15 protein-coding genes are annotated in these 14,996 nt (G+C 69.3%); 9 read left to right on the top strand and 6 right to left on the bottom strand.

Features of this window, described 5'->3' with window-relative positions; genetic code table 11:
* Positions 1-3: 3 nt before the first annotated feature.
* From HFP48_RS24855 to fabG, 4 genes are all read left to right on the top strand, one after another.
* Positions 4-1,149, top strand: coding sequence for an acyl-CoA dehydrogenase family protein (locus HFP48_RS24855; protein WP_006940667.1), 1,146 nt, complete (start codon positions 4-6; stop codon positions 1,147-1,149).
* Positions 1,150-1,185: 36 nt separating this feature from the next.
* Positions 1,186-2,403: an acetyl-CoA C-acetyltransferase gene (locus HFP48_RS24850; RefSeq protein ID WP_168580228.1), complete on the top strand. Its 1,218-nt coding sequence runs from the start codon at positions 1,186-1,188 to the stop codon at positions 2,401-2,403.
* A gap of 153 nt (positions 2,404-2,556) precedes the next feature.
* Complete coding sequence (locus tag HFP48_RS24845) at positions 2,557-3,318, top strand: 3-oxoacyl-ACP reductase family protein (protein ID WP_168580227.1); 762 nt, start codon at positions 2,557-2,559, stop codon at positions 3,316-3,318.
* A 32-nt stretch (positions 3,319-3,350) separates the two neighbouring features.
* Complete coding sequence (gene fabG, locus HFP48_RS24840; protein ID WP_168580226.1) at positions 3,351-4,112, top strand: 3-oxoacyl-ACP reductase FabG; 762 nt, start codon at positions 3,351-3,353, stop codon at positions 4,110-4,112.
* 81 nt (positions 4,113-4,193) lie between these two features.
* Here the strand turns inward: fabG and HFP48_RS24835 are convergent, their stop codons facing one another.
* From HFP48_RS24835 to HFP48_RS24825, 3 genes are all read right to left on the bottom strand, one after another.
* Positions 4,194-5,603, bottom strand: a complete 1,410-nt coding sequence (locus HFP48_RS24835; RefSeq protein ID WP_043797322.1) for an amino acid permease — start codon at positions 5,601-5,603, stop codon at positions 4,194-4,196.
* Positions 5,596-6,861, bottom strand: coding sequence for a Glu/Leu/Phe/Val dehydrogenase dimerization domain-containing protein (locus tag HFP48_RS24830; RefSeq protein ID WP_006940679.1), 1,266 nt, complete (start codon positions 6,859-6,861; stop codon positions 5,596-5,598). Before HFP48_RS24830 ends, HFP48_RS24835 begins: the two co-directional genes overlap by 8 nt.
* A 210-nt stretch (positions 6,862-7,071) precedes the next feature.
* Complete coding sequence (locus HFP48_RS24825) at positions 7,072-7,581, bottom strand: winged helix-turn-helix transcriptional regulator (protein WP_006940680.1); 510 nt, start codon at positions 7,579-7,581, stop codon at positions 7,072-7,074.
* A gap of 185 nt (positions 7,582-7,766) precedes the next feature.
* On the opposite strand from HFP48_RS24825, the gene hppD reads away from it, so the two are divergent.
* Positions 7,767-8,972, top strand: a complete 1,206-nt coding sequence (hppD, locus tag HFP48_RS24820; RefSeq protein WP_006940681.1) for a 4-hydroxyphenylpyruvate dioxygenase — start codon at positions 7,767-7,769, stop codon at positions 8,970-8,972.
* A 16-nt stretch (positions 8,973-8,988) separates the two neighbouring features.
* Here the strand turns inward: hppD and HFP48_RS24815 are convergent, their stop codons facing one another.
* Both HFP48_RS24815 and HFP48_RS24810 read right to left on the bottom strand, forming a co-directional pair.
* Entirely contained in the window at positions 8,989-9,432 is a 444-nt protein-coding gene (locus HFP48_RS24815; protein ID WP_029546456.1) for an SRPBCC family protein, read from the bottom strand.
* Between the two features lie 160 nt (positions 9,433-9,592).
* Positions 9,593-10,285 carry a TetR/AcrR family transcriptional regulator gene (locus tag HFP48_RS24810; RefSeq protein WP_231385959.1) on the bottom strand — a complete coding sequence of 231 codons (693 nt, stop codon included), beginning with the start codon at positions 10,283-10,285 and terminating at the stop codon, positions 9,593-9,595.
* A gap of 94 nt (positions 10,286-10,379) precedes the next feature.
* Between HFP48_RS24810 and HFP48_RS24805 the strand changes: the two genes are divergently transcribed.
* Both HFP48_RS24805 and HFP48_RS24800 read left to right on the top strand, forming a co-directional pair.
* Entirely contained in the window at positions 10,380-11,180 is an 801-nt protein-coding gene (locus HFP48_RS24805; RefSeq protein WP_246872475.1) for an ATP-binding cassette domain-containing protein, read from the top strand.
* A 154-nt stretch (positions 11,181-11,334) separates the two neighbouring features.
* A complete protein-coding gene (locus HFP48_RS24800; RefSeq protein WP_051445988.1) occupies positions 11,335-12,147 on the top strand; it encodes an ABC transporter permease in 813 nt (270 codons plus the stop codon).
* A 28-nt stretch (positions 12,148-12,175) separates the two neighbouring features.
* Here the strand turns inward: HFP48_RS24800 and HFP48_RS24795 are convergent, their stop codons facing one another.
* The gene (locus HFP48_RS24795) at positions 12,176-12,619 is read right to left on the bottom strand and encodes an SRPBCC family protein (protein WP_006940694.1); all 444 of its coding nucleotides are present in this window, start codon (positions 12,617-12,619) and stop codon (positions 12,176-12,178) included.
* Between the two features lie 143 nt (positions 12,620-12,762).
* Here HFP48_RS24795 and HFP48_RS24790 point away from each other — a divergent pair, with 143 nt between their 5' ends.
* Together HFP48_RS24790 and HFP48_RS24785 are read left to right on the top strand one after the other, a co-directional pair.
* Positions 12,763-13,890 carry an NDMA-dependent alcohol dehydrogenase gene (locus HFP48_RS24790; RefSeq protein WP_168580651.1) on the top strand — a complete coding sequence of 376 codons (1,128 nt, stop codon included), beginning with the start codon at positions 12,763-12,765 and terminating at the stop codon, positions 13,888-13,890.
* A gap of 88 nt (positions 13,891-13,978) precedes the next feature.
* Positions 13,979-14,599, top strand: a complete 621-nt coding sequence (locus HFP48_RS24785; protein ID WP_006939960.1) for a TetR/AcrR family transcriptional regulator — start codon at positions 13,979-13,981, stop codon at positions 14,597-14,599.
* Positions 14,600-14,996: the final 397 nt, after the last annotated feature.

Here is a 14,996-nt window from a genome sequence, read left to right as displayed (position 1 = left end):
TTGATGCAACGCACCCTGTACGGCCCCGATCACGAGGCGTTCCGCGAGTCGGCGCGCGAGTTCGTGAACCGGTTCGTCATGCCCCGTGCGGAGGAGCTCATCGAACGTCACGAGATTCCCCGTGACATCTGGATCGAGGCCGGTAAGGCCGGCTTCCTGGGACTCGAGATCCCGGAGCGCTTCGGTGGCATGGAGGCGAACGACTACCGCTTCAACGCCATCCTCGGCGAGGAGTTCGCCCGCGCGAACATGGCGCTGTCGTCGTCGATGGGCATCCACTCGGACATCACCGTTCCCTACATCGTCCACCTGGGCAACGAGGAGCAGCGTGAGCGCTGGCTGCCGCGCTGCGCCACCGGTGAGCTCATCTGCGCCATCGGTATGACCGAGCCTTCCGGCGGTTCCGACCTCGCCAACCTGAAGACCACCGCCGTGCGCGACGGTGACGACTGGATCCTCAACGGCGCCAAGACCTTCATCACCAACGGTTACAACTGCGACCTCGTCGTCGTCGCGGCCCGCACCGACCCGTCGAAGGGCGCGAAGGGCATCTCCCTGTTCGCCGTCGAGCGCGGCATGGAGGGCTTCGAGAACGGTCGCAAGCTCGACAAGGTCGGCCAGCCCGAGGCCGACACCGCAGAGTTGTTCTTCAAGGACGTCCGCGTCCCGCACGCCAACCTCATCGGCGAGGAGGGCATGGGCTTCATCTCGATGATGAAGATGCTGCCGCAGGAGCGGCTCGGGTCCGCGGTCAACAATGTGCACCACGCCAAGCACATCCTGCTCGAGACCATCGAGTACGCGAAGGAGCGCAAGGCGTTCGGCCAGGCCATCGGCGCCATGCAGTACAACAAGTTCCTGCTCGCCGAGCTGATCACCAAGATCGAGGTGGCCGAGGCCTACGTCGATCAGGCCGTCGAGGCCCACGCCGACGGCAAGCTCACCGCCGTGGACGCGGCCAAGGCCAAGTGGTGGACCGCGCAGACGCAGTCCGAGGTCCTGGACGCGTGCGTGCAGATCCACGGTGGCTACGGCTTCATGAACGAGTACCGTGTGGCTCGTGCATGGAAGGACGCCCGCGTCACCAAGATCTGGGCCGGCACCAACGAGATCATGAAGGAACTCATCGGCCGCGATCTGGGCCTGTAGAGACTCGAAGCGTCAACACAAAACAAGGAGCACGTGATGCCCGAAGCTGTGATTGTGTCCGCCGCCCGTTCTCCCATCGGGCGGGCGATGAAGGGGTCGCTCAGGACGGTGCGTCCGGACGACCTGGCCACCCAGATGGTCGCGGCCGCCCTGGCGAAGGTGCCGGAGCTGGACCCGGCCCAGATCGACGACCTGATGCTCGGCTGCGGCCAGCCCGCCGGCCAGTCCGGGTTCAACATCGCCCGCGTCGTCGCCGTGCAGCTGGGCTACGACTTCCTGCCCGGCGTGACCGTCAACCGCTACTGCTCGTCGTCGCTGCAGACCACCCGCATGGCGCTGCACGCGATCAAGGCCGGCGAGGGGGACGTGTTCGTCTCCGCCGGTGTCGAGTCCGTCTCCAGCTTCGTCACCGGCAACGCCGACGGCCTGCCGAACACCAAGAACCCGCTCTTCGCCGACGCCGAGGCCCGCACCGCCACGCTCGCCGAGGGCGGCACCGCGTGGACCGACCCGCGCAGCGAGGCCCTGCTGCCCGACGTCTACATCGCGATGGGCCAGACCGCGGAGAACGTCGCCTCGCTCACCGGCATCTCCCGCGAGGACCAGGACCGGTGGGGTGTGCGGTCGCAGAACCGGGCCGAGGAAGCCATCAAGTCGGGCTTCTTCGAGCGCGAGATCAGCCCCGTCACCCTGCCCGACGGCACCGTCGTGACCACCGACGACGGGCCGCGGCCCGGCACCACCTACGAGGCCGTGAGCCAGCTGAAGCCGGTCTTCCGCCCCGACGGCACCATCACCGCCGGCAACGCCTGCCCGCTCAACGACGGCGCCGCGGCCCTGGTGATCATGTCCGACACCAAGGCCAAGGAGCTAGGGCTGACCCCGCTGGCGCGGATCGTCTCGACCGGCGTGTCCGGCCTGTCGCCGGAGATCATGGGTCTGGGCCCGATCGAGGCCGTGAAGAAGGCGCTCGCCCACGCCGGCAAGACCATCTCCGACATCGACCTGTTCGAGATCAACGAGGCGTTCGCCGTGCAGGTGCTCGGCTCCGCCCGCGAGCTCGGCATCGACGAGGACAAGCTGAACGTCTCCGGTGGTGCGATCGCCCTCGGTCACCCGTTCGGCATGACCGGCGCGCGGATCACCGCCACCCTGCTCAACAACCTGCAGACCCACGACAAGCAGTTCGGCGTGGAGACCATGTGCGTCGGCGGCGGTCAGGGCATGGCAATGGTGCTCGAGCGCCTGAGCTGATCGTCCCCCTCGGACCGGGAAGTCGGATGAGGCGCGGTCGCGGGCCCGAAAGGGCTTGTGGCCGCGCCTTTTTCGAATATCAAGCCTTGAACTCGAGCGCGAATTCAACTATACAATTCGCATAGGTATCGACTATCGGAGGAGACTACACACATGTCCGTGCTCGACAAGTTCCGCCTCGACGACCGCGTCGCGATCGTCACCGGCGCCTCCTCGGGCCTCGGCGTCGCCTTCGCCCAGGCTCTCGCGGAGGCCGGGGCCGACGTCGTGCTCGCGGCCCGTCGCGCCGACCGGCTCGAGCGGACCGCCGAACTCGTCCGTGCCGCCGGCCGCCGCGCGCTGAGCCTCGAGACCGACATCGCCGAGCCTGAGCAGGCGCAACGGATGGTCGATGCCGCGATCGAACACTTCGGCAAGGTCGACATCCTCATCAACAATGCCGGCATCGGGACTGCCGTCCCGGCCACCAAGGAGACCCCGGAACAGTTCCGGCGCGTCATCGACATCAACCTGAACGGCTCCTATTGGGCCGCGCAGGCCGCCGGGCGCGTCATGCAGCCCGGCAGCTCCATCGTCAACATCTCCTCCGTCCTGGGCCTCACCACCGCGGGACTGCCGCAGGCCGCCTACGCCGCCAGCAAGGCCGGCGTGATCGGCCTGACCCGGGACCTGGCCCAGCAGTGGGGGGCACGCAAGGGCATCCGCGTCAATGCCATCGCGCCGGGATTCTTCGAGACCGAGATGACCGACGAGTACCAGCCCGGCTACCTCGACAGCATGAAGCCGCGAATCGTCCTGGGCCGCACCGGTGATCCCGCGGAGATCGCCGCCACCGCCGTGTGGCTCACCTCGGAGGCCGCCGGCTACGTCACCGGCCAGACGATTGCGGTCGACGGCGGCCTGACCATCAACTGAAGTTTCCAACCACAACAGCACGGAGGTAAGCAGTGAGCGAAACAGTCACCCGCACCGCCATCGTCACCGGAGCCGCGCGCGGCATCGGCGCCGCAGTCGCCAAGCGGCTGGCGCAGGACGGATTCCAGGTCGCGGTCCTGGACCTCGACGAGTCCGCATGCGGCGACACCGTCTCGGCCATCGAGGCGGCCGGCGGCAAGGCCCTCGCGGTGGGTGCGAACGTCGCCGACGAGCAGTCCGTCGCCGCGGCTGTGGAGAAGGTCGCGAACGAGCTGGGCGATCCCACGGTGCTGATCAACAATGCCGGCATCACCCGCGACAACCTGCTGTTCAAGATGACCGTCGACGACTGGGACGCCGTGATGAGCGTGCACCTGCGGGGCGCGTTCCTCATGTCCCGGGCGACGCAGAAGTACATGGTGGAGGCCAAGTTCGGCCGCATCGTCAACCTGTCGAGCACCTCCGCGCTGGGCAACCGCGGTCAGGTCAACTACTCCGCCGCCAAGGCCGGCATGCAGGGCTTCACCAAGACCCTCGCGATCGAGCTCGGCAAGTACGGCGTCACCGCCAACGCGATCGCCCCCGGCTTCATCGAGACCGAGATGACCGCTGCGACGGCCGAGCGGGTGGGCATGTCGTTCGAGGACTTCAAGGCCGCCGCGGCCTCGCAGATCCCCGTCGCCCGCACCGGAAAGCCCGACGACATCGCGCACACCGCCTCGTTCCTCGCGAGCGAGGGTGCGGGATTCGTGTCGGGTCAGGTCATCTACGTCGCCGGTGGTCCGAAGGACTGACGGCGGGGACCGATCCACGACGACGCCGTGCGTCCCTCCCCCCTGCGGGAGGACGCACGGCGTCGTCGTCTGTGCGGTCGGCTACGGCTGCCGGACCGTCTGCCGGCGGTGCAGAAGCCAGCACGCGCCCGCGATCGTGGCGGTGAGTGCGCCCGTCGCGATGAGCTGGGTGCGGGCGGCCGTGTCGAACAGCGCGAGCACGGCGATGCCGGCGAGCAGGCCGAGGGTCGCGTACGACAGGTACGGGAAGCCCCACATCTTCAGCGGCAGGGCGTCTTCGGTGCCGTCGCGCCGGGCCCGCCGGCGCAGCACGAGGTGCGAGACCGCCACGAACGTCCACAGTACGAGGATGGTCGAGCCCACGGCGTTGAGCAGCAGCGGCAACACCTTGTCGGGACGCACGTAGTTGAGTGCGACGGTGACGAATCCGAACGCGACCGAGGCGAGGACCGCGTTGCGGGGCACCCCGTTGGGGGCCACCCGGCCGAACGCGGGGTAGGCCGAACCGCGTTGCGAGAGAGAGTAGATCATCCGTGAGGCGCTGAAGAGCATCGCGTTGAGCGAGGACAGCAGCGCCACCACCACGATCACGGTCATCACGGCGGCCGCCCCCGGCACGGCGCCGGCGTTCAGCACCGCGACGAACGGGCCCGTGACGAGATCCTCGGACGTCCACGGCAGCACCGTCACCATGATCAGCACCGAGCCGATGTAGAAGACCAGGATGCGCCAGATCAGCGTGCGCACCGCGCGGCCGACGTTCCGGCGCGGATCGGAGGTCTCGGCGGCCGCGATGGCGATGATCTCGGTGCCGCCGAACGCGAACACCACGATGAGCAGGCCCGCGGCGATACCGGCGATACCGGTCGGCGCGAAGCCGCCGTGCGCGGTGAGGTTCGCGAACCCGGTGCTGTCGAAGGCGGGCACCCATCCCGCGATCATCGCGACGCCGATCGCGAGGAAGGCGACGATGGCGACGATCTTCAGTGCCGCGAACCAGAATTCGACCTCGCCGAACCGCCGTACGCCGACGAGGTTCACGCCGGTGAGCACCACCATGAAGAACAGTGCCGCGGCCCACTGCGGGATCCCGGGAATCGAGGCGGCGGTGATGGCGGCGGCGCCGGTCGCCTCCGCCGCGATCACGATGACCACCTGGATCCAGTACAGCCAGCCGATGGTGCGGCCGGCGACGGAGCCGAGGGCGTTCTCCGCGTGCACGGAGAAGGCGCCGCTGGCGGGGTTCGCGGCCGCCATCTCGCCCATCATCCGCATGATGAGGACGACGAGAGCCGCGGCGGCGAGGAACGAGACGAGGATGGCCGGTCCCGCGACGGCGATGCCGGCGCCGGAGCCGACGAACAGTCCCGCGCCGATCGCGCCGCCGAGACTCATCATCACCAGCTGTCGCGGCCGCATCGCCTGGTGCAGCATCGCCCGCGGCGCCGGCTCGGTGGTGGTGGCCGGCGTGGTGGCCAGGGTGTCAGTCATCGATGCGCTCCCCGGCCGGCACCAGCTGGTCGAGGGCGATCTCGAACGCGGTGGCCGCGACGCCCGTATGGTCGGCGCAGCGGTCGTGGCAGCGCTGCAGCGCACCTGCGACGGTGTCCGAGACGTCGCCGAAGATCGCCGCGTCCGAGACCTCCACGTCACCCTCCATGAGCTGGGCGAAGGCGCGGGCCATGCCGCTGTTGGCGATGAAGTCGGGGATCACGGAGACGGACTTGTCCGCGTGCTCGTAGGTGGGGCCGTAGAAGATCTCGTCGTCGGCGAAGGGCACGTTCGCTCCGCTGGCGATCACCTCGAGGCCGGCCGCGACCATACGATCGACCTGTTCGCGGGTGACCAGGCGGGAGGCCGCGCAGGGGAGGAAGATCTCGGCGCCGAGGTCCCAGATCGCGTCGTGCACCTCGGTGAAGGGACGCATCCGGTCGCTGCGGAGCGCGTTGCCGTCCTTGTTCAGCAGCAGCGTGCGCACCTCGTCGAAGTCGAGACCGGCCGTGTCGAGGATGCCGCCGTCGCGGTCGATGATGCCGACCACGCGAGCCCCGGCCTGGGCCAGGTAGTAGGCCGCGGCCGCGCCGACGTTGCCCCAGCCCTGGACGATCACCCGCTTGCCCCCGAGCCCGTGATTACCGGCGGGGTCGCCGTAGATGCGGTAGTGGTGGCGCACCGACTCGGCGACGCCCCAGCCCGTGATCAGATCGGCCACCGTGTACTTCGCATCCGGTGCCGGGGTGAACCGGGTGTCCTCGACGACCTTCGCGACACCGAGCCGCAGCTGCCCGACCCGCTGGACGCGTTCGCGGTCGTCCGCCGCGAAGTGCCCGTTGACGACGCCCTCCTGTGGATGCCACAGCCCGTTGCTCTCGGTGAGCGGCACGACCTCGGTCATCTCGTCGACGTTCAGGTCGCCGCCGGTGCCGTAGTAGGCGCGCAGCAGCGGCGCGACCGCCCGGAACCAGCGCCGCAGCACGCCGTCCTTGCGGGGATCGGAGGGGTCGAAGTCGATGCCGGACTTGGCGCCGCCGATGGCCGGACCGGAGACGGTGAACTTGACCTCCATCGTCTTCGCCAGCGACTCGACCTCGCGGCGGTCGAGGCCGCGGCGCATCCGCGTGCCGCCACCGGCCGCGCCGCCGCGCAGGGAGTTGATGACGACCCAGCCGCGGGCGGTGGTCTCGGTGTCGTGCCACTCGAAGACGATCTCGGGGGCCTTGTCCTCGAAACGGGTCAGCAGGTTCTTCATGTCTTCTCTCGGGAGTCGGGACGGTGCGATGCCCGGGGAGCGGGCGAATGAAGAAGACTGTGACCGTGGTTACAGAGGGGGCGCAAGTGCGGCCTGCACTACTGGTCAGGCTGAAGAGCTGTAGCGCAGCCGCCCGTCGTTTTTCTGTGCAGTGTGCAGAGCTGTTTCGACGTTTTCGGCGGGCGGGGGCGAGCGCGCCGACCTTCAGCTCTACCGACGGTAGGCGGGCGCTTTGGCGGTTTTGCCCGGCTGCAGCGTGCGGAGCAGCGGCATGGCCCGGTACCGCACCACCTCCGACAGCACCATGACGCTGGTCGACCGGGCGACGATCGACGACCGGTTCAGTTCGATCAGCGTCTGCTGCAGACCGAGGTGGGAGTCCGCGGCGATCCGGCACAGAATGTCGCCGGCGCCGGTCGTCGCGAACGCCTCGAGCACCCCCGGAATCGCTTCGAGGACATCGGTGATCGCTTCGAGCGCGCCCTGGACGATCTCCATCGTCACGAAGGCCTGGACCTCGAATCCGGCGGCCGCCAGGTCCAGCCGCGGTTCGTAGCCGGCGATGATCCCGGACTCCTCGAGCCGGCGCAGCCGTGCCGAGACCGTCGCGCGCGCCACCCGCAACCTCCGGGACAGCTCCAGGGCGCCGATCTTCGGATCCGTGTGCAGCGTGTCCAGGAGCGCGAAATCCAACTCGTCCAGCTGCACGGCGTCACGCATGGCCGTTCCTTCCGAAGAGGCGGCGGAAACTGTGCCGATTGTATAGCGGCTCGCCCCGCATCCCGCATTTTCCAGTCAGGTCGATCAGCTGGGAGAGAGGAGATTGCACCGTCGCCGCGACGGGGTTTTTCCTGGTGACACACGACACACCGATGGCGCCGCGTCCGGCGGCAGGAGGAATCGCCATGACTCTCGAGTTCACCCTCACCGACAGCGAGAAGCTCGCCCAGTTGAACCCCGAGGAACTGCGGCAGCTCGTCGGCCTCGTCGAGTACGACGCCGAGCGGGACCCGTTCCCCGTCAGCGGCTGGGACGCGGTGGTGTGGGTGGTGGGCAACGCCACCCAGGCCGCGCACTACTACCAGTCCGCGTTCGGGATGGAACTGATCGCCTACTCCGGTCCCACCACCGGCAACCGCGACCACCACGCCTACGTCCTGCGCAGCGGGGCGGTGCGGTTCGTGGTCAAGGGTGCGGTCGATCCGGACAGCCCGCTCGTCGAGCATCATCGCCGGCACGGCGACGGCGTCGTGGACATCGCGCTGCAGGTGCCCGACGTCGACAAGTGCATCGCGCACGCCAGGGCCCAGGGCGCGACGGTCCTCGAGGAGCCGTACGAGATCAGCGACGAGTACGGCACGGTGCGGCTCGCCGCGATCGCCACCTACGGCGAGACGCGCCACACGCTCGTCGACCGGTCCCGCTACACGGGCCCGTATCTGCCTGGCTACGTGGAGAAGTCGTCGACCTACCGCAAGCGCGACGGCGCGCCCAAGCGGATCTTCCAGGCCCTCGACCACGTGGTCGGCAACGTCGAACTCGGCCACATGGACGAGTGGGTCGGCTTCTACAACCGCGTCATGGGCTTCACCAACATGGCCGAGTTCATCGGTGACGACATCGCCACCGACTACTCGGCCCTGATGAGCAAGGTGGTCTGCAACGGCAACCACCGCGTCAAGTTCCCGCTCAACGAGCCGGCCGTCGCGAAGAAGCGCTCGCAGATCGACGAGTACCTCGATTTCTACCGTGGTCCCGGCGCGCAGCACCTGGCGCTGGCCACCAACGACATCCTCACCGCCGTCGACCGGCTCCGCGAGGAGGGCGTGGAGTTCCTCGCCACGCCCGACGCCTACTACGAGGACCCCGAACTGCGCGCGCGGATCGGGAACGTGCGGGTGCCGATCGAGGAACTGCAGAAGCGTGGCATTCTCGTCGACCGGGACGAGGACGGTTACCTCCTGCAGATCTTCACCAAGCCGATCACCGATCGCCCGACGGTGTTCTTCGAGCTGATCGAGCGGCACGGTTCGCTCGGCTTCGGCAAGGGCAACTTCAAGGCCCTGTTCGAGGCGATCGAGCGCGAGCAGGCGGCGCGCGGCAACTTCTGACCGGACGCGCGGCGGGTCAGGAGATCCGGCTGACCTGCTCCCGCAGCGCGTGCTCGGTCCGGCGGACGATCGTGCCCACCAGCGGCTCGATGAGCAGCCCCGCCGCGCGACCGGCCGCGCCGCCGGGCAGCCGGTAGCCGAAGTCGACGGCGAGGCGCATGCGACCGTCGCCCAGATCGTCGAACTGCCACGACGACAGGGTGCGGAAGCCGGAGATCGAGCTCAGCACGATCCGGTGGTTGTCTTCCCACTCGACGATCTCGAGCCGGGAGTCGAAGGTGGCCGGCCCGATCCGCATGCTCGCGTCGAAGAGCGCGCCCACGCCGCGGACCCGATCACCCACGGGCTCGAAGCGGGTGACTCCGAACATCCACTCCGGGACCGTGCGGTGATCGGCGACGTAGGCGAAGGCGGCCTGGCGGTCCACGTGCGCCACGCCGTCGTGGCACACGTGGATCATGCGGCGATCGTCAGTCATCCGGAGGCACCTCCGCCGGTGAACCTAGCGGAGTTGCTCGCGTCTCCGGGATCCGCCCGCACACCTGTGTGGGCGGATTCCGGAAGGGCGCGTGAATTCCCTTGTTCTCCAAGAATTTGTTGCCCGAAGCGAGCGGGCTCGCTCACGGGTGCGGCGCGATGCCGAACAGCAGTGCCTCGATCCCGGCCCGGAACGCGGCATCGTTGTCGACGGGTGTGGCGCCGGCGTTCCCGCCCGCGGAAGCGAGCAGGCCGGCCAGGTGGGGGTAGTCGCCGTGGGCCAGCATGGCGGTGATGTGCTCGGCGCCGCCACCGGCGGTGGGGGCGGACAACCCCGCCGCCTCCTGCGCGGCGAAGGTGGTGACCCAGCCTGAGAGCAGGGCGATTCCCATCATGGTCGCGGTGGCGTCGAGGCCGGTCGGTGCGAGGGCGCCGACCATGTGGTCGAGGTATCGCATCGAGTGCGGACCCAGTGTCGTCGTGCCCGCGACGCTCAACCACGGATGCCGACGGTGCAGCTGCCGGGCCTGCTCCGCGAGGGCGAGGACGTCGGTCCGCACGTCCCCGGTCAGGGGCGGGTACCGGTACTCCGCGGCGACGCGGTCGACCATGAGAGCGACGAGATCGTCCTTGCCTGCGACGTAGCGGTAGAGCGAGGCGGCCGCCGTCCCGAGTTCCTGCGCGACGCGCCGCATCGAAACGGCACGCAGCCCGTCTGCGTCGGCGAGGCCGACGCACGCCTCGGCGAGCTGCTCGAGCGTATGGGCAGGGCGCGGCCCGGGCCTGGGGTCGTCGGCACGCAACCACAGCGAGGTCGGGGGTTCGGCATGCGGCATGGGTGCCAGCATGCACTACCCGGACAGTTGCGAACGACGTTCGCAGACGCGTACGGTGTAATTGCGAACGATGTTCCCAATCGTGGAGGTCGGAATGACGGTTCTGGAAACCGAGGCGCTCACCAGGCGGTACGGCAGCCATCTCGTGCTCGACGGGCTGAACCTGGAGGTGCCCGCCGGTCGGGTGCACGCGCTGCTCGGCCCCAACGGGTCCGGCAAGACCACGACCGTGCGGATGCTGGCGACCCTGCTGCGACCGACCTCCGGCAGCGCCAGGATCCTCGGTCACGACACCGTCCGCGAGGCTGCTCACGTCAAGCGCAACATCGGCTTCGTCGGCCAGTACCACGCGGTCGACCCCCGCCTCACCGGCACCCAGAACCTGACGATGGTTGCCCGCCTGAACGGGTACAGCGCCCGGGGCGCCCGCCGGCACGCAGACGACCTGCTCGAGCGCTTCGACCTGACCGACGCCGCGGCCCGGCAGGTGCACACGTACTCCGGCGGCATGCGAAGGCGGCTCGACATCGTCGCGGGCATGGTCGTCCGTCCCGCGGTGCTCTTCCTCGACGAGCCCACCACCGGCCTCGATCCCCACAGTCGCAACGAGATCTACCGGTATGTACGGTCTTTCGTGGAGGAAGGCACCACCGTCGTGCTCACGACCCAGTACCTCGACGAGGCCGAGCGGCTGGCGGACACGGTCACCATCCTCGACGCCGGTCGGGTCGTCGCCACCGGGACGCCGGACGCGATAGCCCGCACCGTGGGCAGCGGCCTCGACGTCGTCGTGCTCGATCCGCACCGGCGGGGCGACGTCGCCGCGATCGTCGAGCGATTCGGCGGAAGACCCGTCGACGCGCCGCCCGGGACGAGAATGCGCCGCTGCGGCTGACGTTCGGATTCGACGGCGAGCCGGCCACCCTGCTGCCGATCCTGCGCGCCCTCGACGCGGAGGGCATCGCGGTGCAGGACATCGGCCGCCGGCGCGCCACCTTGGACGACGCTTTCCTCGCACTTACCGGTCGCCCGACCGAAGGGATTCCCGCATGACTGCCCCCACCGCCACCCGCACCGTCTCGCCGGCGGCGGGTGCCTGGATTCTGTTCCTGCGGGTGGCCGCGACGTACCGGAACGCGCCCGGCCTGCTCGCGGTGACCCTCGCGGCACCGCTGGGAATGATGCTGCTGTTCGGCTTCGTATTCGGCGGCGCGCTCGCCGGCGGATCCGACGCTGCCGCCTACCGGTCGTACCTGACGCCCGGAGTCCTCGTCCTCGTCGCGGCCATGGGGCTCGTCGTCACCGCGTCGACCGTGAACGCCGACCTCCGCAGCGGCCTGACGGACCGGCTGCGGGCCCTGCCCGTCCCGCCGGTCGCGGTGCCGGCGGGCCTCGCACTCGCGGAGACGGTGACCGGCGCCTCGGCGCTGGCGACGATGGCCGGCGTGGGATTTCTCGCGGGATGGCGGGTCGAGGCCACCCCCGCCGACGTGGCGCTCGCCGTGCTGCTGCTGCTCGCGTTCCGGTTCGCGCTCGCGTGGCTCGGGATCGTGCTCGGCGCCTCGATCCGCGACGAGCAGATGCTGCAGCAGGTGGCGCCGCTGATCTTCGGGGCGGTCATGTTCTCCAACGTCTTCGTCCCCACCGAGACGATGCCGGCCGTGGTCGCGACGATCGCCGAATGGAACCCCGTCAGCGCCGTGGTCGCGGCCCTGCGGCAGTTGTTCGGATCCGGGACGACGGTCGCCGCCGACGCGGCCTGGCCCATGCAGCATCCGGTCGTCGCGGCCTTCGCCTGGACGGCGGTGATCCTTGCCGTGTCCGTGCCGATCGCCGTGCGAGGGTACGCATCCTCCCGCTGATCGGATCCTTGCGCAGGTGGCGCGTCGCTCAGGCGACGCGGCCGAGGTTCGAGCGCAGCGCCTGCTCGGTCTGGCGGATCGCGGTGCCCACCACCGGTTCGATGAGCTTGCCGAGCGCCCGTCCGGCCAGGCCGCCGGGAAGCTGGTATCCGAAGTCGACGTCGAGGCGGATCCGCCCGTCGCCGAGGTCGGCGAGTTCCCACGACGAGGCGGTGCGGAACCCCGCGATGGAGTCGAGAACGATCCTGCGGTCGAGTTCCCAGTCGACGATCGCGAGGCGGGAGTCGAGGCCCCTCGGTCCGATCTGCATGGTCGCGTCGAAGACCGCGCCGAGGCCGTTGACCTGCGGTCCCACCGGCACGAAGCGGTTGACGCCGTACATCCATTCGGGGACCGTGCGGTGATCGTCGAGGTAGGCGAACGCCACCTCGAGGGGAACCTCCGCAACGGCGGTGTGGCGGATGTGGATCATCGTGTACCTCCATGAGGACATTTCCGTTACCCAAGGTATCAGGTAACTCGCGTCCCGGGGAGATCCTCAAACTCGTCCATGCGGACGCTCGTCCTGCTCTACTCATGGTGACACAGTTCACAGTGGATCCGGTGGGAGGGTTCGTGAAGACCAAGGCTGCGGTGATCAAAGGGCTCAATCAGCCATGGGAGATCGAGGAGATCGACCTCGGAGACCCGGTCGCCGGTGAAGTGCAGGTGCGTCTGGCAGCGTCCGGACTGTGCCATTCCGACGAACATCTACGCTCCGGCGCGACGCCGATGCCGTCCTTCCCCGTCCTCGGCGGGCACGAGGGCGCCGGCGTGGTCACCAAGGTCGGACCGGGGGTGTCCAACATCCGGGAGGGCGACCATGTGGTGCTCGCCTTCATCCCCGCGTGCGGGCGATGCCGCGCGTGCGCGAAGGGCCTGCAGAACATCTGCGACGAGGGGGCGAACCTCCTCACCGGGCAGGCCATCGCCGACAAGACGCACCGGGTGACCCTCAATGGTGATCCGGTCATCCAGATGTGCCTGCTCGGCACGTTCGCGCCCTACGTCACCGTGCACGAGGCCTCGGTCATCAAGATCGAGGACGACATCCCGCTCGACAAGGCCGCCCTGCTCGGCTGTGGCGTTGCCACGGGCTGGGGCTCCGCGACGGCGATCGGCGGCACCAAGGTGGGCGACTCCGTCGTCGTGATCGGCATCGGCGGCGTGGGCATCAACGCGGTGCAGGGGGCCGCGCACGCGGGTGCCCGGCACGTCGTCGCCATCGACCCGGTGGAGTTCAAGCGGGATCAGGCCAAGAAGTTCGGGGCGACCCACACGTTCGCCTCGATCGAGGAGGCGCTGCCGGTGATCGGCGAGATCACCTGGGGTGCGATGGCCGACGTCACGATCATCACCGTCGGTGAGATCCACGGGGACATCATCGCCCCGTCGATGGCGCTGACCGGCAAGGGCGGCCAGGTGGTCGTGGTGGGCATGGGCAGCGCCGCCGACACCCAGGTGACGCTGAGCCTGTTCGAGCTGACCCTGCTGCAGAAGCGCCTGCAGGGCGCGATCTTCGGTGGTGTCGGCCCGCGCTCGCAGATCCCGAAGCTGCTCGACCTCTACCGCAGTGGACAGCTCGAGCTCGACAAGCTGGTCACCAAGACATACCGGCTCGAGGACATCAACGACGGCTATGCCGACATGCACGAGGGCCGAAACCTGCGCGGCATGGTGCTCTACGGCGACGACGACTACTGACGGGAGCCGGCACCGGCACCGCGATCCGGTGACGGGCCGGCCGGCGGTGACGTTCGGCCGGCCCGCCGGGGTCGCCTACGGTGATGCCATGGAAACGCGTGAGGAAGCCGTCGAATCGGGATCGTGGCGGCAGTACGGGCCGTCGACCCTGCCCAAGCCGCTCGAAGCCGCCCTCGAGGCGTTCGCCGAGCGCGGTTACGACGGCACCTCGATCCGGGAGATCGCCGCCCGGGCCGGGCTGTCGGTGCCGGGCCTTTACCACCACTACCCGTCGAAGCAGGCGCTGCTGGTCTCGCTGACGACGGCGGTGATGGGCGATCTGCTCGACCGCAGCCGGCGGGCCCTGGCGGAGGCCGGCCCCACGGCCTCCGAGCGGTTCGACGCGGTCGTCGAGTCCCTGCTGCGGTTCCACATGTTCCGGCGCAATCAGGCCTTCGTCGCCTCCACCGAGATGCGCAGCATGGAACCGGACAGCCGGAAGGCCTACATCGCGTTGCGCGACGAGCAGCAGCGGATGCTCGACGAGATCGTCCGGGACGGGGTGACGAGCGGGGAGTTCGGTACCGAGTTCCCGGAGGACGCGAGCCGGGCGGTGACCACCATGTGCGTCGCCGTCGCCGGGTGGTACCGACCGGACGGGCCGCTTGCTCCCGACGAGGTCGTCCACCGCTACCTCGCCATCGCGCGCTGCGCCGTGGGCGCACGGTAGGGACTGCGCCGTGGGCGCACGGTAGGGACTGCGCCGTGGGCGCACGGTAGGGACTGCGCCGTGGGCGCACGGTAGGGACTGCGTCGTGGGCGCACGGTAGGGACTGCGCCGTGGGCGCACGGTAGGGACTGCGCCGTGGGCGCACGGTAGGGACTGCGCCGTGGGCGCACGGTAGGGACTGCGCCGTGGGCGCACGGTAGGGACTGCGCCGTGGGCGCACGGTAGGGACTGCGCCGTGGGCGCACGGTAGGGACTGCGTCGTGGGCGCCCGGTAGGGACTGCGCCGTGGGCGCCCGGTAGGGACTGCGCCGTGGGCGCCCGGTAGATCGTCCGGGTTGACCGCGCGGGGTAGGGTGTGTCACGGTTGTCGTAACCGAGCGATCGATCGGTCGGGGTG

This window comes from Rhodococcus sp. DMU1 (assembly GCF_012272955.1).
GTDB classification, from domain to species: domain Bacteria; phylum Actinomycetota; class Actinomycetes; order Mycobacteriales; family Mycobacteriaceae; genus Rhodococcus; species Rhodococcus aetherivorans.
This window is presented reverse-complemented; position numbering and strand designations above follow the sequence as displayed.